The organism is Janthinobacterium sp. JF4 (genome assembly GCF_059617925.1).
Genome location: NZ_JCAQAV010000003.1, coordinates 211,943 through 232,077, shown reverse-complemented (window position 1 = coordinate 232,077; position 20,135 = coordinate 211,943). Strand labels below are relative to the sequence as shown.

Below are 20,135 nucleotides of genomic sequence, written 5' to 3'. Positions count from 1 at the left end.
TTTTATCATGATTTTTGTACTGCCTTGCGCTGCTTTACTGCTGTTTTCCGGGTGGCCTGCACGCCATGCTCGCCGCCGTACAGATAGGCGGCGATGACTTCGCTCAGGCGGGCCGCTTTTTCAACGTTCTTCCTGTTCGACACCATCAGCGCCACGGCCAGCGCCTCGATCATGGCCAGCGCCGTGCTGGCGCTGCTGGGCAGGACGGGATGCGTGCTTTGCGCATACAGCGCGTGATCGGCCAGTTCGGCCAGGGGCGACGCGGGCGAGTCGGTGAGCGCCACGATGCAGGCGCCGCGGTCGCGCGCGAAACTGGCCAGGCCGATGCAGTCGAGCGTGTAGCGGGGGAACGAGATCACCACCAGCACGTCGTGCGCCGTCAGGTTGACCAGATGGCCGGCCGCCACTTCCGAGCCGCCGATGCCCACCACTTCCACCACATGCGGACAAAACGGCTGCAGATGCTGCACCAGCATGCCGGCCAAGTTGGCCGACAGGCCAAAGCCCATCACATACACCACCCTGGCGCGCGTCAGGCGGCGCACCACGGCCTGCATGGCGTGCGGCGACAGGGCGTCGGACGTGGCGGCGATATTCGCGGCCGCATATTCCAGGCTTTCCGTGATGGGCGAGGTGGCGCGCGCGCGCCGCTCTATCGTGCGGCGCAATTTGTCGACGGGCTGCAACAGCGATTGCAGGGTTTCGGCCATGGCGCCGCGCATGGCCGAATAATTCTTCTGGCCGATGTCGCGCGCGAAGCGGCTGATGGTGGCCGTCGATACCTGGCAGCTGTCGGCCAGTTCCTCGATGCCCAGCGCCGTCACCCGCATCTGGTTGCGCAGCAGGTAATCGGCGATCTGCCGCTGCGACGCCGAGCCGCCGGCCAGCACGTGCATCAGCGCCTGCCCCAGCGGCGATTGCGCGAACGCCGCATCGGGCGCCGACAGCGTGCCAACGCGTGGCGCGTGCAGGCTGCTGCGTGCAGGACTGGCGGATGATTTCATATCACTGGCGGCCTGTGTTCTTGTGCATGGCGGATGACGAAAAAGAGGCGAAAACGGGTCGCTGGAACTTACTTTACTCATATCAAAAAGAAAACTCAACAAATATTTGTAAAAGGATTTTCATTGATTTACTTCGTGAAAATATTGCTACATAATCGACCGGAATCCATCAACCGCGCCCCGTTTTGGGGCGAATTCACCATGCAAGTACAACAGCATCCCATCTCCACCGCGCACGCCAGCGTGGCGTGCCAGTTGAGCAGCTTCCACTTCGGCAGTGCGGCGGCCCATAGCCGCAGCGGCAAGAAGGTGTATATCCAGGCGGCGCTGCATGCGGACGAGGTGCCGGGCATGCTGGTGTCGCAATTCCTGCGCCGCGAACTGCTGGCGCTGGAGGCGGTGGGCAAGGTCCACGGCGAAATCATCCTGGTGCCGGCCGCCAACCCGATCGGCCTGGCGCAAGCCATCCATGGCGCGCCGTTCGGCCGCTTCGACCTGACCACCGGCATCAACTTCAATCGCGCCTACCGCCACGTGGCCGATGAACTGAAAACCACGCTCGATGACCAGCTGGGGCAGGATGCGCAAGCCAACGTGGCGCTGATACGCGAGCATGCGCGCGCCGCCGTCGCCGCCTGGCGGCCGTCCACGGATGCGGAGGCGCTGAAGAAAACCCTGCTGGGCATGGCTATCGACGCCGACATCGTGCTCGACCTGCATTGCGATAACGAGGCGGCCCTGCACATTTACACGGGCACGCCGCTGGCGGCGCAGATCGCGCCCCTGTCCGCCTTGTTGGGCGCGCGCGCCGTGCTGCTGGAACTGGCGGCCGGCGAAGAGCCGTTCGACGAAGCCTGCAGCCGCCTGTGGTGGGATCTCGACGCGCACTTCCAGGGACGCTATCCGATACCCGCCGCCTGCCTGTCGACCACCGTCGAACTGCGCGGCGAAGTGGAAGTGAGCTACGCCCTGGCCGAGCGCGACGCTGCCGCCCTGCTGCGCTTTCTCGCCATCGAGGGCGTGCTGGAGATCGACGGTGCCGGCGACGACCTGCCCGCGCCGCAATGCGCGCCGACGCCGCTGGCCGGTGTGGAACCGATCCTCGCGCCGCATCACGGCGTACTGGTCTACCTGCGCGAAATGGGCGACGTACTGGCCGCTGGCGATGCCGTGGCCGACCTGATCGACCCGGTCAGCGGCGAGACGACGACCTTGCGCTGCACGGTCGCCGGCGTCTTTTTTGCGCGTAGCGCCCACCGCCACGTCCTGCGCGGCATGAACGTCGGCAAGGTCGCCGGCGCCGTCGCCTTCCGCGGCGGCAGCCTGCTGAGCCAATAAATGTCACAAAAAAGCGCCATGAGAAAATTCAAGCTCCCCAATACTTTCGTCCTGCTGTGCGGCATCCTGGCCATGATCGCCCTGGCCACCTGGCTGGTGCCTGGCGGGAAATTCGACACGCAACTGGTGAACGGCAAGCAGCTGATCATCCCCGGCACCTTTCACTATGTCGACAACAAGCCGCAGGGACTGGCCGCGCTGATGATGGCGCCCATCAAGGGCTTCGTCGACGCCAGCCTGATCATCGGCTTCGTGCTGATCGTTGGCGGCGCCTTCGCCGTGCTGCAAAAAACGGAAGCCTTCGATTCGCTGATCAAGGCCATCGCCAAGGCGCATACCAGTTCGCGCTTCGTGCGCGCCGCCATCATCCCCGTGTTCTTCACCATGTTCTCGCTCGGCGGCGCCACCTTCGGCATGAACGAGGAAGCCATTCCCTTCATCCTGATCTTCGTGCCGCTGGCCCTGGCCCTGGGCTATGACACCATCACGGGCGTGTCGATTCCCTTCATCGGCTCGCAGGTGGGCTTTTCCGCCGCCTTCCTGAACCCGTTCAACGTCGGCATCGCGCAGGGCATCGCCGGCGTGCCGATCTTTTCCGGCATCGGCTATCGCCTGATCGTGTGGGCCATCGCCACGGCGGTCAGCATCGTGTTTTTGATGTGGTACGCGGCGCGCATCAAGCGCCATCCGGAAAAAAGCCCGACCTACCTGCTCGACATCGAAAAGCGCAGCGAGCACTCGATGGACCTGGACAGCTTTGCCGGCATGACGCGCACGCACCGCGCCGTGCTGTGGATCTTCCTGGGCACCCTGCTGACGATGGTCGTCGGCGTCGTCAAGTACGACTGGTTCATCGATGAAATCGCCGCCCTGTTCCTGGTGATGGCCATCGTCGTCGGCCTGGTCGGCCGGCTCGACATGGACAGCCTGGTGGCGTCTTTCGTGCAGGGCGCGCGCGACATGGTCAGCGTGGCGCTCGTCATCGCGCTGGCGCGCGGCACCATGATTCTGGCGCGCGACGCGCAGATCATCGACACCATGCTGCATGCACTGACGCCCCTGGTGGCGTCGTCAAGCCCCGTCTTTGCCGCGCAAAAGATGTTCTTCATGCAGTCGGTGATCAACTTCTTCATTCATTCCGGCAGCGGCCAGGCGGCTCTCACCATGCCGATCATGGCGCCGCTGGCCGACCTGGTGGGCGTGACGCGCCAGACGGCCATCCTGGCCTTCCAGTTCGGCGAATTCACCACACCGATGATCCCCACGTCCGGCATCACCGTCGGCGTGCTGGCGCTGGCGCGCGTGCCGTGGATTACCTGGGCCAAGTGGATGATCCCGCTGCAGCTGATCTACCTGGTGCTGGCGCTGCTGTTGCTGATTCCGCCGTGCCTGATGCACTGGCAGTAAAACGGAGCGCGAGATTGGCCCATGCCGATGGCAGGCCGACAAATCTGGCATTGCACCGCGCTTACAGCGCCGCTTTTTCTTCCGCGCTCAGGCGCTTGGCGCTGACGTACACGGTGTGCATGGTGGCTTGATCGGCACTGGCAAGGATGGGTGCCGGCGCGGCGCGGAACTTCGGCACGGCGGCGGTGGCCAGGCTGGTGGCAGCGGCGATGGCGATGATGGCGACGAAGATGGCTTCCATGTTCTTAGCGATGTTCATGATATTTTCCTTGAGGTTGAGGGGCGTTGCTGTTTGTCCTGCGATGATGGGACTGTAGGCTGATCGCCCCTGAACTGCCATCGGATTGCGACCAAACGCACAATTCGCGGGACAGAATACAAAAAGCCCGGATGGAACGCGTCATACCGCCCGCGCCTGCCATTTGAGGCTTGCCAGCCCCATTCCTGGCCATTTCAGCGCCCTGCACGCCCCTAAAAGCCCTACCGCCGGCCAACCTTGTTTATAATCGCCCTACACTAAAGGACTTCTTTCATGACTGATCAATTCTCCAAAAAGGGCGAAGCCTGGTCGGCCCGGTTTTCCGAACCGGTCTCGGACCTCGTCAAGCGCTACACAGCTTCTGTATTTTTTGACAAGCGCCTGGCGCTGTTCGACATCGAAGGTTCGCTGGCCCATGCGGAAATGCTGCATGCGCAAGCCATCATCAGCCCGGCCGACTACGCGGAAATCCAGCGCGGCATGGCGCAAATCTCGCAGGAAATCGCCGCCGGCCAGTTCGAGTGGCTGCTGGACCTGGAAGATGTCCACCTGAATATTGAAAAACGCCTGACCGAACTGGTAGGCGATGCGGGCAAGCGCTTGCACACGGGCCGTTCGCGCAACGACCAGGTGGCCACCGACATCCGCCTGTATGTGCGCTCCGCCATCGACGACATCACCACCCTGCTGGCGACGTTGCGCAGCGCGCTGACGGACCTGGCCGAGCAGCATGCCGACACCATCATGCCGGGCTTTACCCACATGCAGGTGGCCCAGCCGATCACCTTCGGCCACCACATGCTGGCGTATGTCGAAATGTTCGGCCGCGACGCCGAGCGCATGGCGGACTGCCGCAAGCGCGTCAACCGCCTGCCGCTGGGCGCCGCCGCGCTGGCCGGCACCACCTTCCCCATCGACCGCCTGCGCGTGGCAAAAACGCTGGGCTTCGACGACGTGTGCCACAACTCGCTCGACGCCGTCTCGGACCGCGACTTCGCCATCGAATTCTGCGCCGCCTCCGCCGTGCTGATGATGCACGTGTCGCGCATGGCCGAAGAACTGGTGATCTGGATGAGCCCGCGCATCGGCTTCATCGACATCGCCGACCGCTTCTGCACCGGCTCGTCGATCATGCCGCAAAAGAAGAACCCGGACGTGCCGGAACTGGCGCGTGGCAAGACGGGCCGCGTGTATGGCCACCTGATTGGCCTCTTGACCCTGATGAAAGGCCAGCCGCTGGCCTACAACAAGGACAACCAGGAAGACAAGGAGCCGCTGTTCGACACCGTCGACACCGTCATCGACACCCTGCGCATCTTCGCCGACATGGCCGGCGGCATCACGGTCAAACCGGAAGCGATGCGCGCGGCCGCCCTGCAGGGCTATGCCACAGCGACCGACCTGGCCGACTACCTGGTCAAGAAGGGCTTGCCATTCCGCGACGCCCATGAAGCAGTGGCCCTGGCCGTGCGCGCCTGCGTCGACGCCGGTTGCGACCTGGCCGACCTGTCGCTCGAGCAGCTGCGCGCGTTTTCCCCGTTGACGGACGAAGACGTGTTTGCGGTGCTGACTCTGGAAGGCTCCGTTGCCGCGCGCGACCACGTGGGCGGCACCGCGCCACGCCAGGTCCGCGCCGCGATCGCCCGCGTGCGCACGCAGCTGGAAAAATAAACCGCGCTTACACCTCCTGACGCCCCGCTGCATCGCTGCCGCGGAGCGTTTTTCATGGCTATGTCACCGTCAGATGTGGGAACGCTCCCAGCGTTGCTTTCAATAACGTTTCTGCTGAACGGATGCGCCGGGCGTCGAGTATCCAGCGCCATCCCAGGTAATTCGGCAGGTAGCGCGTCGCCACGCCGTGAAAGGGACGCAGCCATTGCCGCAAGCGGCTGTGATAGGCATTCACGTTTTGCACGTGAGCGGCGCCCTGCACGCGGCTGCCGGCGCGCAAGGTGACGGCCTGGTGGCTGATCCATTCGGCTGCCTGCATGATCTGCTCCCTGTGTGGTGAGTATGCAGAGTCAGACAGCGCTGCCAAGGGAAGATTCCGGCATTTCCCCTATTTGCCGAGGACAGAGCCCTTTTTCATTGGGCGACGATTTTCGACAGCACGGCAAAAGCAGCGCCTGTCTGCGACGCTTCCAGCAGCAAGGTCAGCTCCGTGTAGGTGCAAATGATGTTGATCAAATTGATGCGTTCCCAGGCCAGGCGCTTGAGGATGGCGTGATACACGCCCGGCGTATAGCAGGTCTCGGGCGCCAGATGCAGGGTCACGGCCGTCACCCGCTCCAGGCGCGCCAGTTCCTGCTCGCCACCAAAGACCTCTTCCACCAGCGCATGCAGCGAGCGGCTGCAGATCACCATCACCTCGTTGACGCCGCGCGTCACGGTAATGAAGGTACCACGCTGGGGTGCGGCCAGCGCCAGCAACTGGCGCTGGCAGTCATATGTCTGGTCCGAATAACGGTAAGTAAAAATCATCAATTCACTGCGCGTGGACAGTTCTCCCGCGCGGTGCGCCAGCACGATCTCGCCGCTTTTCTGCTGCGGCATCCGTTCGGCCAGACGGCGCAGCGCCATCACCACGGCGGCCTGCCCCACCGGTTTCCACAAGTCGCTCTGCAATTGCGGCTGTAGCTGGCGCGCCAGTTCCGACAGGTTCAGCAAGCCGCGGCCCAATCCCTCGCTGAGAAAGGCCGATTCCATCACGATCTGTTCCACTTTGGTCGCTATCGAAAGCATAGTTCGTCGGGCCGGTGATTCCGGTGCACGCACCAGGAGCCGGCAACCCTTCCTGAAAAAAGGATGCACTGCGCCAACGGCCGCGCCAGGCGGCGCGGTCGGACTCGCGGAAAAGCCCCCCTCGCGGGGGAAGAGCCGGCTGGCGGCGGCTAGGAAGGCGGATGCAGCATGAAGGCCGCTCCAGAGGGGAAATGGCTGAAACCAACAGCAGAAAACAGAACTGACGTCATGTGAAACTCCCGATTTTTTTTCCCGATGCGCTGTATCTTGACGCGGTCATTGCCGCGTGCGCTTTTTTTGTCTTCGCGTGGTCCGCTGGGGCCGCGCGAAGACCTAGTGTAGATCGCAACATTTAGAAAATGCAACAGTGTTTTTCCAACAGAACGCGCCATGAGGGGGTGTAGTCCAAAACAAAAGTTACAGTTTGCGGTAAATCAAACTTTCCAATGATGCAGCGCCAATAAATGTTCAATTCTTAACAAAAATTCACGGAGTGACCCATTTCTTGAATTTTTTGACATGGCGATCTCGACAAGTTTAGTGTCCCCCTACCCGGCATCATGCCACCACAAAACGGCAGGCTATCCGCCCGCCAGGCACGCCGGGGTGGCCATCAGGCATCGCGGCCAGCTCATTCACCATTTCCTTAACCGATACCATGGAGCAGAAATGAATTTACGTTTGACGATAGTTGCCGCATCCATCGCCGCCCTGCCGCTGATGGCCACCACGGCAGACGCCGCCACGCCGCTGCCACAGACCCTGATGGCTGCCCCGGTCACCCTGGCTTCTCCACAAGAGAACACCAGCCTGGTCAACAAGCTGGCCGCACAGGCGCGCAGCCGCGGCCTGAGTACCGAGCATGGCTTTGCCGTCGGCGCCCAGCACCCGGGCGTCAGCGGCACACGCGTGAGCCGCGTACAACACACCTACAAGGGCTTGCCCGTCTTCGGTTCCGAGACGGTCGTGGTCAGCAACAACGCCGGCGACATCGTCAGCGAATCCGTGTCGGACCGCGCTTCCGGCCTCGGTAGCGGCGGCATCAATGCCGTCACCCGCAGCGCCACCACCGATATCGACACCACGCCGGCCGTCAGCGCCGCCTCCGCCATCGCCGCCGCCGTGAAAAGCATTGGCGTGCCGGCCGTCGACCACGTGCCGCCGCATGCGCAACTGCTGATCTATCCCGTGATGAAAACCGTGCGCGTGGCCGGCGCCGAAAACAAGTCGGAAGCCGCGCTGAACGCCCTCGACGTGCAGGACGTGGTCGACCACTACGAGCTGGCCTACCTGGTGCAGACGCGCATGATCAGCGGCAACAAGCCGGTCTACTACGACACCGTCGTCAGCGCCAGGGATGGCCGCATCCTGCGCCAGTGGAAAGCCCTGAAAACCGTGGCCGGCATCGGCAACAGCCAGTACAACGGCCAGGTGCCGCTCAACACCACGCTCACGGGCAGCACCTACACCATGAAGGACCCCAGCCGCGGCACGGGCGGCAGCTTCGGCGGCATGGCCATCACGAATGCCAACCACGGCACCACCTCGGGCAGCGTGTACAGCAGCACCAGCAATACCTGGGGCGACGGCCAGCAATACATCAACGGCGGCAGCACCACCAACGCCAACGGCCAGACGGCGGCCGTGAACGCGATGTGGGGCCTGATGAACACCTACGACACGCACAAGAATGTGCTGGGCTGGTCCAGCCTGGACGGCAACAACACGGCCACCCACATCGCCGCCCACGTCAATACGGCCTACGACAACGCCTACTACGACAGCAGCTGCAAGTGCATGTACATCGGCGATGGCGGCAGCTCGTTCAACAACCTCGGTTCCATCGACGTGATCGGCCATGAAATGGGCCACGGCATCACGGACGCCACCTCGGGCCTGATCTACTCGCAGGAGTCGGGCGGCTTGAACGAATCGAGCTCGGACATCGCCGGTGAAATGGTGGAAGCGTATGCGCGCGCCGGCGGCACGGGCACCACGATTCCCAACACGGGCAACGACTGGATGACCGGCAAGGAAATCGCCAAGAATGGCCAGCCGCTGCGCTGGCTGTACAAGCCAAGCAAGGATGGCAGCAGCCCGAATGCATGGAGCAGCACCATCAAGAACCTCGACGTCCACTACAGCAGCGGTCCGAACAACCGCATGTTCTACTTCCTGTCGCAAGGCTCGAATTCCACGTCCAGCAGCGACTACTACAGCTCCTACTTGAACAAGAGCCCGCTGGCCATGACCGGTATCGGCAGCGACAAGGCTTACCGCATCTGGTTCAAGGCCGCCACCACCAAGTTCACCTCGTCGACCAACTACGCCGACGCGCGCAACAAGGTGCTGCAGGCAGCCGAGGAACTGTATGGCGTGGGCAGCGCCGAAGCGACGGCCGTCAAGCGCGCGTATGCGGCCATCAACGTGGGCGCCGACGTCGATGAATCGACCACGGGCGGCGCGGTGACCATCACCAGCCAGCCGGCCAGCATCACCGTCGCACCGGGCGCCACCGCCTCGTTCGCCGTAGGCGCGGGCGGCGGCACGGCACCGTACACCTACAAGTGGTACCGCAACGGCGCCGTGATCAGCGGCGCCACGTCGCCCGCCTACAGCTTTACCACTGTGGCGGCCGACAACGGCGCCGTCTTCAAGGCGACGGTGACGGATTCGTCCTCGCCCGCCGTGACGGCCACGTCGAACAACGCCACGCTGACGGTGGGCACGAGCAGCGCCACCGAACGCGTGACGAACGGCGGCTTCGAGTCCGGCGCCACGGGCTGGAGCGGCACCACGGGCGCCATCGGCACCTTCACGGGGCAAACCGCGTATGAAGGCACGAAGTACGCCTGGCTGGGCGGCAATGGCACCACGGCCAGCGAATCGCTGACGCAAAGCGTGGCCATTCCGGCCGCCGCCACTTCGGCCAGCTTGAGCTTCGCGCTGCATATCGACACGGCCGAAACAGGCAATACCGTGTACGACAAGCTGGTCGTCACTGTAAAGAACGGCGCCGGCACGGTGCTGGGCACCCTGGCCTCGTACTCGAACGTGAACAAGGCTGCCGGCTACCAGATCCGCACGTTTAACCTGATCGCCTACAAGGGCCAGACCGTGCAGATCTCGTTTGCCGCGACCGAGGACGCATCGTTGCAAACCTCGTTCGTGATCGACAAGGTCAGTCTGGTCACCCAGTAAGCGGCTGAACGTGCGGGCAAGCCATCGATACAAGGCTTGCCCGCACAGCACGATTGATTTCCTGGCAATTCCAGTCTACCCTGAGGCAGTGATTGCATTTTGCCTGCTGCTGGTACCCGCGACGAATTGAACTTTTTTTGGATGGTTCCTGACCGATGCCTACTTCGACCTTGTCCGCACGCGCATTCCCTTCTTCCTCTCACGTCATCTTCACGCCTGCCACCATGCTCGCCTGAGCCGACGATGCAGTTCCACCTCCAGGTGCAGGGCCCGGCGGGCAGCCAGGCGCTGGCCATCGACGCCGCCAGCGAGGCCGAGGCGATCCGCGCGGCCGTGCGCGGCGGCTGGCGCGTGCTGGCCGTCGACGCCGGCGCCACGTCAGACGCGGGCGCCGCGCTGCGTCCCGGCAAACAGGGCCTGCCCCTGCTGCAATTCAGCCAGGAGCTGTTGGCCCTGCTCGAAGCGGGCCTGAATCTGGGCGAGGCCATGGCCACCCTGCACAACAAGGAAACACGCGCGGGCGCCAAGGCCACCCTGGCCGCCATCGTGCTCACCTTGCAGCAGGGCCTCAGCTTTTCCGACACCCTGGCCGGTTTCCCCGACATCTTCCCCGACATTTACATCGCCACCGTGCATGCGGCCGAACGCTCGGGCAACCTGCCCGAGGCGCTGGCGCGCTTCGTCGGCTACCAGCTGCAGTTCGACGCCATCCGCAAAAAACTCATTTCCGCCGCCATCTACCCGTGCATGCTGCTCGTCGTCGGCGGCCTGGTCACGCTTTTCCTGCTCGGCTACGTGGTGCCGAAGTTCAGCGTCGTGTATGAAAGCTCGGGCCGCGAGATTCCCTGGATGTCGCAAATGCTGCTCAGCTTTGGCCAGACCCTGGCCGCGTATCCGCTGCTGTGCGCCAGCGCGCTGGCGGCCGTGGTGGCCGCCGTGGTCTTTGGCATCGCCAATGCCGGCGCGCGCCAGGCCCTGGTCTTGCGCCTGCTGCGCCTGCCCGTGCTGGCCGGGAAGGCGGCCGAATTTCGCCTGGCGCGCTTCTACAGGGCTCTCAGCCTGCTACTGCACGCCGGTATCCCGCTGCACAAGGCGCTGGCCATGGTCGCGCCCATGCTGCTGCCGGCGCAGCAGGAGCAGCTGGCGCAGGCGCGCCGCGCGGTGCAGGAGGGCATGCCGTTTTCTACCGCGCTGGAACAGGCCGGCATGGCCACGCCCGTGGCGCAATCGCTGCTGAAAGTGGGAGAGAACACGGGCCGCCTGGGCGACATGCTGGAACGCTCGGCCAAGTTCCACGACGAGGAATTCGCCCGCTGGGTGGACTGGGCGTCGCGCCTGCTCGAACCGCTCTTGATGACCATCATCGGCGTGGTGATCGGCGGCGTGGTGGTGCTGATGTACATGCCGATCTTTGAACTGGCCGGGAGCTTGTCTTGAGAATCATGCAATGAACGCGCGCGACGAAGAACGCACCGTCCTCGATGCCGCCATGCTGCGCCGGGCACACGCCAGCGCGCTGGAACAGGGGCGCCCGCAGATGGCCGTGCTGCAGGAAACGGCGGCCCTGCCGCCCGAAGTCTTTTTGCGCCAGCTGGCCGCCCTGTTCCGCTACCCGGCCTGGACGATGGCCGAGCTGCAGGCCGCCTTGCCCGCCTTTGCCCTGCTGCCCTACACGGATTGCGCCCAGCGCGACTGCGTGCTGCTGCAGCCGGGCGTCCCCGGCGCGCCGCCCGTGCTCATCATAGGCAACCCGTTCGCCGAGGACCTGCTGCAGTGGGCCGACTTCGCCCTGTCCACGCCCTTCACGGTGGCGCTGGCGCACCCGGACGACCTGGCCGCCTATTTGCTGCAGCAGGAAAGCGTGCAGCAGGCGATGCAGGAAATGCAGCACGGTGACGATGTGCCGGGCCTCGACCAGAGCATCGAGGATATCTCGCTGATCCGCATCAGCGAAGACAGCAGCCCGGTGGTCAAACTGGTCAACTCCACCATCTACGACGCCCTGAAATTCCAGGCCAGCGACATCCACCTCGAATGCGACGTGGCCAGCCTGGTCATCAAATACCGCGTCGACGGCGTGCTGGTGCAAGCGGGCCAGGTGCAGGGGCTGCAGATGGCCGAGCAGATCATCTCGCGCATCAAGGTCATGGCCGACCTCGATATCGCCGAGCGGCGCATCCCGCAGGACGGCCGCTTCAAGGTGCGCGTCAAAGGGGCGGAGATCGACTTTCGCGTTTCCATCATGCCCAATATCTTTGGCGAGGACGCCGTGCTGCGCCTGCTGGACCGGCGCGCGCTGACGGAGGCGGCGCAGGCGCTGCGCCTGGAAAGCCTGGGCCTGAACGAAGATGCCATCGAGCAGATCCGCCGCCTGGCCGCCAAGCCGCACGGCATGCTGCTGGTGACGGGCCCCACCGGTTCCGGCAAGACCACAACCCTGTACGCGGCCATCACGGAGATCAACACGGGACGCGACAAGATCGTCACCATCGAAGACCCCGTCGAATACCGGCTGCCGCGCGTGCTGCAGATCCCCGTCAACGAAAAGAAGGGCCTGACGTTCGCGCGCGGCCTGCGCTCCATCCTGCGCCACGACCCCGACAAGATCATGATCGGCGAAATCCGCGACGACGAAACGGCGCAGATCGCCGTGCAGGCGGCGCTCACGGGCCACCTGGTGTTTACCACCGTGCACGCGAATAATGTGTTCGACGTGGTCGGGCGCTTCCTGCACATGGGCGTCGATGCCTACAGCTTTGCGGCGGCCCTGAACGGCATCGTGGCGCAGCGCCTGTTGCGCCTCAATTGCGCCCATTGCGCCGTCGACGCCAGCGCCGAAGTGCTGGCCGATGCGCAGCAGCTGCGCGACAGCGGCCTGGCACTGCACCAGGTGCAGGACTGGCAATTCATGGCAGGCAAGGGCTGCGGCCACTGCCGCGGCACCGGCTACAAGGGCCGCAAGGCTGTCGCCGAGGTCTTGATGCTCAGCGACGCCATGCGGGAAATGATCTGCACGCGCGCCCCCCTGAGCCAGATGAAGGAAGAAGCGGCGCGCAACGGCTTTCGCCTGGCGCGCGAAGCGGGGCTGGACCTGGTGCGGCGCGGCGAAACCACTTTAGCGGAGCTCAATCGTGTCACTTATTGAACGCATTAGCCGCGCCACCGTGTGCCTGCACCTGGCGCCGCACGGCTTGGACGGCGTGCTGCGCCGCGCCGGCCGTCCCGTGACCGACAGCGCCTTCCACCTGCCGATCCTGAACCCCGATGCCAGCTGGGAAGTGGCGCTGGCCGCCCTGCGCGGCTGGCTCGAACACGATGGCGGCAAAAAACTGCCGCTGGCCGTCAGCCTGGCCAGCCGCTGGTGCGCCATGCTGATGGTGCCGTGGAGCGGCGCCCTGCTCGAGCGGAGCAGCGCGCAGCGCTTCCTGCATAGCCAGTTTGCTGCCGTCTACGGCGATGGCGTGCGCGCCTGGCGCCTGGCCGCCGACGATGCGCCCTATGGCAAGCCGCGCCTGGCCTGCGGCATCGATGCGGCCCTGCTGCAAGGCGTGCAGGATGCGGCGGCAGCGCATGGCCGGCGCTGCCTGTCCATCGAACCCATCGTCGGGCCGGCCTGGCGCAGCATCGCCGGCGGCAAGCCAAACGCCTTCGCCCTGGTGGAAGCGGGACGACTGCTGCTGGCAACGACGGGCGGCGGGCGCATCACGGCCCTGCACAGCCAGGCCTGCGGCGGCGCCTGGGGCGACGAACTGGATCGGGCATGGCGGCGCTGGAACTTGCGCGCGCCGCAGCTCGACGCCATCGAGCACGTGGCGCTGCTCGACTTGAGCGGCATGCCGCAGGAGGATCTGCCGGCGCGCTTCCAGCCCCTCGCCGTGGCCGGCGCCGCCCACCTGATGCGGGAGGCCGCATGGGCCTGAGCCGCCTGGAATTGCTGGCGCCCGGCGCAGTGCAGACGTTCAAGGGCTGGCGCCTGGCCCTGTGCCTGGCGGGCGGCTTGTTGCTGCTGCCGGCCGCCTTGTACTGGCTGGTGCAGGCGCAGGAAACGCGGCGCCTGGAAGCGCAACTGGCGCAGCTGCAGCCCGCGCGTCCCGTGCGCGCGCCCCTTTCGGCAAGCCAGCGGCGCGAACGCGACCTCGAACTGAAACAGGTGGCCGCCGCCGTGCGCCAGCTTAACCTGCCCGTCACGCGCCTGGTCAGGACGGTGCAGGCGCCGCGCGACGTGCGCGTGGCGCTTCTGGGACTGGATCTGAATGCGCAGCAGGGACAGGATGGCGCCAGCGTCCTGAAGATCGCCGCCGAAGCGGAAACGCCGCAGGACATGCTCAACTACCTGGCCTTCCTGAACCAGCAGCCCATGTTCAGCTCCGTGTACTTGCTCAAACACGAAATAAGCAGTAAAGCGAATGCGAACGCCCCCGCACACCCTTACCGTTTTCAGCTGGAGGCGCAATGGCGGCAATAAAACCCGTATTCAAAGCCAGCACGCCCTTGGCCCGTCCGCGCCTGCAGCTACGCATGCCGCCGCGCCTGCAGTGGGAAGCGCAACGCCTGTGGCGTAGCCTGGGCTGGCCCTGCGCCATCGGCGCGGCCTGCCTGGCACTGGCCGCTTTCGCCCTGCGGCAGGGCGATGCGCTGGCAGCGCGCCAGCAGCAACTGGCGGCGCAACTGGCCACAGCTGCCAGACAGTCGGCGCTGCCGCCGGCACCCATCACGCTCGATGCCGATGCGGACAGCCTGGCCGCCTTTCACGCCTACCTGCCCGCGCATGACAGCATTCCCGAACAACTGAAGGCATTGCTGGACGTGGCGCAAAAGAGCGGCGTCACCCTGGCCAAGGCCGACTACAAGCCGCAGGAAGACGGCAACACGGCCTTTTTGCGCTACCAGATCACCCTGCCCGTGAAGGCCGAATACGCACAGCTGCAAGCCTTTATCGTCGACGCCCTGCAAGCGCTGCCCACCCTGACGCTCGACTCCGTGCTCTTCAAGCGCGAGCAGATCGAGGCGGGCGAGATCGACGCGCGCATCCAGTTCATCCTGCTGGTGAAAAAGGCGGAGGTACGCCGATGAAAAAGGCCGTACTGGGAGGCGCCGCCGTGGCGACCTTGCTGGCCGCCCTCTTCGCGCCCGAGGATGAAGGCAGCATCGTGGGACCGGCCACGGCCACCACGCGCCAGGTGGAGCGGGTGGCGGTCGCGCCTCTCGCTGCAGTCGCCGCGCCGCAAACCAATCGCGCGCTGGCCATCGAACCGCGCCGGGGGCTCGACGACGAGGAAGCAGCCACCCTGTTCGCCAAGCAAAGCTGGCAGCCGGAGACGCCGAAAAAAATCATGCTCGACCAGCAGGCGGCCCAGGCCGCGCTGCCCGCCGCCCGCGCCGACGCGAACGCGCCGCCACCGCTGCCCTTTCAATTCCTCGGCCGTTTCGTCGACGAAGGCAAGGCGGCCTACTTCCTGCAGGCGGGCGAACGCAACGTGGTGGCGCGGCCAGGCGACACGCTCGAAGAGCGCTACCGCTTCGATGGCGTGGTACAGGGCGCCCTGCAATTTACCTATCTGCCGCTCAACCTGAAACAGACACTCGCCGTAGGGGACCTCAATTGAAACGACGCGCCGCACGTATGTCACGCACTGTCCTCACCCTGCTGCCGATGCTGTCCCTGCTGGCCGCCTGCGCCGGCAACCAGGCCTACAACGATGGCCAGGCCATGCTGGGCGCGGGCCGCACGGAGCAGGGCCTGGCCCTGTTGGAACAGGCGGCGCAAGCCGAACCGACCAACGCCAAGTACCGCATCGCCGTCACGAATGGCAGGATGCGCGCGCTGAACAAGCTGAATGGCGCTGCGGAAGCGCTGCGCCAGCAGGGCAAGCTGCCCGAAGCGCAAGCGCTGTACCAGCAGGCGCTGGCGCTGGACGCCAGCAACGACGTGGCGCAGCGGGGCCTGGCCGGCGTGGCGCAGGAGGAACGGCACCGCAAGCTGGTGCAGGAAGCGCAGGCCAGCTACCAGCGCGGCGGCGAAGCGAATATCGCGCAGGCGCAGGAAGCCTTGCGCCAGGTGCTGCAGGAACGCCCCGCGCAGCGCGAGGCGCTGGCCCTGAAAAGCCGCATCGGCGACGCGCAGGCCAGCGCCCGGCCGGTCGGCGGCAAGCTGGCGGCCGCCTACCGCAAACCCGTGACGCTGGAATTTCGCGACGCGCCGCTGCGTTCCGTGTTCGATCTTCTCAGCAAGGTATCGGGCCTGAACTTCGTCTTCGACAAGGAAGTCGACCCCGCCCTGCGCGCCACCATTTCCGTGCGCGACACCAGCATCGAAGAAGCGATTGCCATGCTGCTGGGCGCCAACCAGCTGGAACAAAGCGTCACCAGCGACAAGTCGATCACGATTTACCCGAACACGCCGCAAAAGGTGAAGGAATACCAGCAACTCGTGGTGCGCACCTTCTTTCTCGCCAATGCCGACGTCAAGACGGTGGCGTTTTCCATCAAGACCCTGCTCAAGGCCAAGGACGTCGTCACCGACGAGCGACTGGGCATCATCATGCTGCGCGATACGCCGGAAATGGTGCGCATGGCCGAACGCATCATCAACGTGCAGGATCTGGCCGACCCGGAAGTGATGCTGGAAGTCGAGGTGCTGGAAGTCAAGCGCACGCGCCTGATGGAGCTGGGCGTGCGCTGGCCGGATCAGGCCAGCCTGACACTGGCCGGCGTCGCAGGTAGCACGGGAGGCCTGGGCGGCCTGAAGGTGGCCGACCTGCACCGCATCAATGGCGACAATATCAACCTGGGCATCGGCGGCGTCACCCTGAACGCCAACAAGACGGACAGCGACAGCAATATCCTGGCCAATCCGCGCATCCGCGTGCGCAACAAGGAAAAGGCCAAGATCCTCATCGGCGACCGCGTGCCCGTCATTACCGTCACGACGAATAACGGCGTCAGTTCCGACAGCGTCAATTACATCGACGTGGGCCTGAAGCTCGACGTGGAGCCGAACGTCTACCTGGACGACGAAGTGGCCATCAAGATCAACCTGGAAGTATCGAATGTGGTCAAGGAAGTGATCAGCAAGACGGGCACACAGGCTTACCAGATCGGCACGCGCAGCGCCTCGACAGTCCTGCGCCTGAAGGATGGCGAGACGCAGGTGCTGGCTGGCCTGATCAGCGATGAAGACCGGGGCACGGCCAACAAGGTGCCGGGCGTGGGCGAACTGCCCGTGCTGAACCGCCTGTTCGGCAGCCAGAAGGACGACGCCATGCGCAGCGAGATCGTGCTGTCGATCACGCCGCGCCTGCTGCGCAGCATCCGCCGCCCGGACCTGATGACGGCCGAATTCAATTCCGGCACCGAGGCGTCCGTGGGCGGCCGCGCCAGCGTCGGTGGCACGCTTGACGCCATCGCCGCGCCCGAGCAAACCACCCCGCGCAGCGGCTCGCCCATGACGGGCGGCGACGAAACGCCTGCGGTCGGCGACAAGGCCACGGTCAAGGGTGGCCAGTGAGACAGCAGGGATTTACCTTCATCGAGCTGATGATCACCCTGGCCATCATGGCGACCCTGGCCACGGTGGCCGTGCCGATGGCGCAGGTGGCCTTGCAACGGGCGAAGGAACAGCAATTGCGCAGCGCCCTGATCGAGATGCGCGAGGCGATCGATGCCTACAAGCGCGCCTCGGACAATGGCCGCATCAAGCTGTCGCTGGGCGCATCCGGCTATCCGAAGAAACTCGATGAACTGGTCGAGGGGGTACCCGACCAGCGCAGTCCCTCGAAGCAGAACATCTATTTTTTGCGCCGCCTGCCGCGCGACCCGTTCCAGCCCAGGGAAGAAGGCAGCGCGGCCGACAGCTGGAGCAAGCGCGCCTATGCCTCGCCGCCCGACAATCCCAGCGAGGGAGAGGACGTATTCGACGTCGCCTCGCGCTCGACCAAGGTGGGCCTGAACGGCGTGCCGCTCAATCAATGGTGACCGACATGCATACGACTGGCCCGCGGCGAGGCTTTACCCTGGTCGAACTGCTGGTGGTGCTGGCGATCATCTCGCTGCTGCTGACGATCGCCATTCCCCGCTATTTCGGCTCGGTGGAAAAATCCAAGGAAGTCGCGCTGAAGGAAAACCTGCAGGTGCTCAGGAGCGGCCTGGATAAATACTATGCCGACAAGGGCGAGTATCCAGCCGCGCTGGCCGACCTGGTCACCCACCATTACTTCCGCAGCGTGCCGCTGGACCCGGTCACGGAGTCCGCCACCACCTGGCAGCTGATCCCTTCGCCGAATGGCGAGATTGGCGGCGTGGCCGACGTGCGCAGCGGCGCCAAGGGCAAGACGCGCGAGGGCATCCCCTTTGAGCAGCTCTAGTTTTCAACGCCGCGCGCGGGGCTTTGCGTACATCTGGACCCTGATGCTGGTGGCCTTCATGGGCGTGGGCCTGGTGCTGGCCAGCGAATTGCATGCCACGGCTGCGCGGCGCGACAAGGAGCGCGAACTGCTGTTCATCGGCCATGAATTCCGCAATGCGCTGGGCCGCTACTACGACAGCACGCCGGACGACGGGCGGCCCCGCTATCCCTTGACCTTGCAGGAACTGCTGCGCGACCCGCGCTTTGCCAACGCCCGGCGGCACTTGCGCCGCCTGTATGCGGACCCCGTCACGGGCAGGGCGGAATGGGGCGTGCTGCGGCAGGAGGGGCGCATCGTCGGCATCCATTCGCTGTCGCCGCAGCTCCCCATCAAGCAGGACAATTTTCTCGACGAAGACGCCAGCCTGCGCCGCAAGCAGCGCTACGCGGACTGGCACTTCACCTATCCGCACGACCTGGTGCTGGCCACGCCAGATGCCGTCGGCGGCGCGCCCGGTCTCAAGCCGAAAGGCGCGAACTGATATCATGCCCGCATTCCATATTCAGCATCGAGCAAAGGAGCAGGCATGAGCATAGGTGGCACTTCCATCGAACAGGCATTGGCATCGTTGTCGGACATGACGGGCGGCATGGCCGCCATCGGCAAGGACGAACATGCGCAGCGCATCGCCAAGGCGCAAGCGTTCATGCGCGAGCAGGGCATCGCCGCCATCTACCTGAACGCGGGCGCCAACCTCACCTATTTCACGGGCACCAAATGGTATGCCAGCGAACGCATGGTGGGCGCCATCCTGCCGGCCAGCGGCGACATCGAATACATCGCTCCCGCGTTCGAGGAAAGCACCTTGACGGGCTTCATGCTCATCGAAGGCCGTGTCAATTGCTGGGAAGAGCATGCAAGTCCGTATCAGCTGTTCGTCGACGTGCTGGCGCGCATGGGTATCGCCCAGGACGCAAATCAGCCGCCGCGCGTGGGCATCTGCGAAAGCGCCGCCTTCTTCATCTACGACGGCATCCGGCCGCTGGCCGCCGGCTATGCGCTAGAAAACGCACGCGCCGTCACGGCGTACTGCCGCAGCCGCAAGTCAGCGGCGGAAATCGCCCTGATGCAGCGCGTGATGGACATGACCCTGGCCGTGCATGTGGCCACGGCCAGCATGCTGTACGAAGGCATCACGACGGTGGAAGTGGAAGAATTCATCCAGCGCGCGCACCGCAAGGTGGGTGCGCCCCGCTCGTATTTTTGCATCGTGCTGTTCGGCGAAGCGACGGCCTACCCGCATGGCGTGAACTATGTGCAAACCCTGAAGGCGAGCGACACGGTACTGATCGACACAGGCTGCCAGGTGATGAACTACATCTCCGACATCACGCGCACCTATGTGTTTGGCGCCATCAGCGCGCGCCAGCGCAGCGTGTGGAACAGCGAAAAGGCGGCGCAGGCAGCCGCATTCGCCGCCGCGCAGTTGGGCGTGCCCTGCGGCGACGTGGACCGCGCCGCGCGCGTGTCTCTGGAAGCGGACGGCTTTGGCCCCGGCTACAAGCTGCCCGGCCTGCCGCACCGCACGGGCCACGGCATCGGCCTCGATATCCACGAGTGGCCTTACCTGGTGGGCAATGACACGACGCCGCTCGACGTGGGCATGTGTTTCTCGAACGAGCCGATGATCTGCATCCCCGGCGAATTCGGCATCCGCCACGAAGACCATTTCTACATGACCGAAAACGGTCCGCGCTGGTTCACGCAGCCGGCGCACAGCATCGACGATCCGTTCGGCTTGCGCGCATAAGCCGGGTGTTGGATTACGCTACGCTGATC

The 20,135-nt window shown here is 64.8% G+C and carries 18 protein-coding genes and 1 pseudogene; 15 read left to right on the top strand and 4 right to left on the bottom strand.

What is annotated here, in order from left to right:
• Positions 1–5: 5 nt before the first annotated feature.
• Positions 6–1,004, bottom strand: a complete 999-nt coding sequence (locus AC54AF_RS04775; RefSeq protein WP_496635600.1) for a MurR/RpiR family transcriptional regulator — start codon at positions 1,002–1,004, stop codon at positions 6–8.
• A 201-nt stretch (positions 1,005–1,205) separates the two neighbouring features.
• On the opposite strand from AC54AF_RS04775, the gene AC54AF_RS04770 reads away from it, so the two are divergent.
• Entirely contained in the window at positions 1,206–2,342 is a 1,137-nt protein-coding gene (locus AC54AF_RS04770) for a succinylglutamate desuccinylase/aspartoacylase family protein (RefSeq protein WP_496635599.1), read from the top strand.
• An 18-nt stretch (positions 2,343–2,360) separates the two neighbouring features.
• Positions 2,361–3,749 (top strand): YfcC family protein, encoded by a 1,389-nt coding sequence (locus tag AC54AF_RS04765; RefSeq protein WP_496635598.1) that lies wholly within the window; start codon positions 2,361–2,363, stop codon positions 3,747–3,749.
• Between the two features lie 61 nt (positions 3,750–3,810).
• Here AC54AF_RS04765 and AC54AF_RS04760 read toward each other — a convergent pair whose 3' ends face one another.
• On the bottom strand, positions 3,811–4,008 hold the full coding sequence (locus AC54AF_RS04760) for a hypothetical protein (protein ID WP_131685576.1): 198 nt from the start codon (positions 4,006–4,008) through the stop codon (positions 3,811–3,813).
• A 273-nt stretch (positions 4,009–4,281) separates the two neighbouring features.
• Between AC54AF_RS04760 and argH the strand changes: the two genes are divergently transcribed.
• A complete protein-coding gene (gene argH, locus AC54AF_RS04755) occupies positions 4,282–5,679 on the top strand; it encodes an argininosuccinate lyase (RefSeq protein ID WP_496635597.1) in 1,398 nt (465 codons plus the stop codon).
• Positions 5,680–5,737: 58 nt separating this feature from the next.
• Here the strand turns inward: argH and AC54AF_RS04750 are convergent.
• Positions 5,738–5,980, bottom strand: a pseudogene (locus tag AC54AF_RS04750) (IS1595 family transposase); the annotation flags it as partial.
• Positions 5,981–6,093: 113 nt separating this feature from the next.
• A complete protein-coding gene (locus AC54AF_RS04745; protein WP_131685578.1) occupies positions 6,094–6,750 on the bottom strand; it encodes a hypothetical protein in 657 nt (218 codons plus the stop codon).
• 669 nt (positions 6,751–7,419) lie between these two features.
• On the opposite strand from AC54AF_RS04745, the gene AC54AF_RS04740 reads away from it, so the two are divergent.
• From AC54AF_RS04740 to AC54AF_RS04685, 12 genes are all read left to right on the top strand, one after another.
• Positions 7,420–9,951 carry a M4 family metallopeptidase gene (locus AC54AF_RS04740; RefSeq protein ID WP_496635596.1) on the top strand — a complete coding sequence of 844 codons (2,532 nt, stop codon included), beginning with the start codon at positions 7,420–7,422 and terminating at the stop codon, positions 9,949–9,951.
• 243 nt (positions 9,952–10,194) lie between these two features.
• Positions 10,195–11,388: a type II secretion system F family protein gene (locus tag AC54AF_RS04735; protein ID WP_496635595.1), complete on the top strand. Its 1,194-nt coding sequence runs from the start codon at positions 10,195–10,197 to the stop codon at positions 11,386–11,388.
• 10 nt (positions 11,389–11,398) lie between these two features.
• Positions 11,399–13,096 (top strand): GspE/PulE family protein, encoded by a 1,698-nt coding sequence (locus AC54AF_RS04730; protein ID WP_496635594.1) that lies wholly within the window; start codon positions 11,399–11,401, stop codon positions 13,094–13,096.
• Positions 13,083–13,871 carry a hypothetical protein gene (locus AC54AF_RS04725; RefSeq protein ID WP_496635593.1) on the top strand — a complete coding sequence of 263 codons (789 nt, stop codon included), beginning with the start codon at positions 13,083–13,085 and terminating at the stop codon, positions 13,869–13,871. Before AC54AF_RS04730 ends, AC54AF_RS04725 begins: the two co-directional genes overlap by 14 nt.
• Positions 13,862–14,416 (top strand): hypothetical protein, encoded by a 555-nt coding sequence (locus tag AC54AF_RS04720; RefSeq protein WP_496635592.1) that lies wholly within the window; start codon positions 13,862–13,864, stop codon positions 14,414–14,416. Before AC54AF_RS04725 ends, AC54AF_RS04720 begins: the two co-directional genes overlap by 10 nt.
• On the top strand, positions 14,404–15,024 hold the full coding sequence (locus AC54AF_RS04715; protein ID WP_496635591.1) for a hypothetical protein: 621 nt from the start codon (positions 14,404–14,406) through the stop codon (positions 15,022–15,024). Before AC54AF_RS04720 ends, AC54AF_RS04715 begins: the two co-directional genes overlap by 13 nt.
• Complete coding sequence (locus AC54AF_RS04710) at positions 15,021–15,557, top strand: hypothetical protein (RefSeq protein ID WP_496635590.1); 537 nt, start codon at positions 15,021–15,023, stop codon at positions 15,555–15,557. Before AC54AF_RS04715 ends, AC54AF_RS04710 begins: the two co-directional genes overlap by 4 nt.
• A gap of 17 nt (positions 15,558–15,574) precedes the next feature.
• The gene (locus AC54AF_RS04705; RefSeq protein WP_496635589.1) at positions 15,575–17,458 is read left to right on the top strand and encodes a secretin GspD/PilQ domain-containing protein; all 1,884 of its coding nucleotides are present in this window, start codon (positions 15,575–15,577) and stop codon (positions 17,456–17,458) included.
• Positions 17,455–17,925: a type II secretion system protein gene (locus AC54AF_RS04700; protein WP_496635588.1), complete on the top strand. Its 471-nt coding sequence runs from the start codon at positions 17,455–17,457 to the stop codon at positions 17,923–17,925. The genes AC54AF_RS04705 and AC54AF_RS04700 overlap by 4 nt, the downstream gene beginning before the upstream one ends.
• A gap of 5 nt (positions 17,926–17,930) precedes the next feature.
• On the top strand, positions 17,931–18,314 hold the full coding sequence (locus AC54AF_RS04695) for a type IV pilin protein (RefSeq protein WP_496635587.1): 384 nt from the start codon (positions 17,931–17,933) through the stop codon (positions 18,312–18,314).
• Positions 18,301–18,837 carry a type II secretion system protein gene (locus AC54AF_RS04690; RefSeq protein ID WP_496635586.1) on the top strand — a complete coding sequence of 179 codons (537 nt, stop codon included), beginning with the start codon at positions 18,301–18,303 and terminating at the stop codon, positions 18,835–18,837. The genes AC54AF_RS04695 and AC54AF_RS04690 overlap by 14 nt, the downstream gene beginning before the upstream one ends.
• A gap of 45 nt (positions 18,838–18,882) precedes the next feature.
• Positions 18,883–20,106, top strand: coding sequence for a M24 family metallopeptidase (locus tag AC54AF_RS04685; protein ID WP_496635585.1), 1,224 nt, complete (start codon positions 18,883–18,885; stop codon positions 20,104–20,106).
• Positions 20,107–20,135 lie beyond the last annotated feature (29 nt).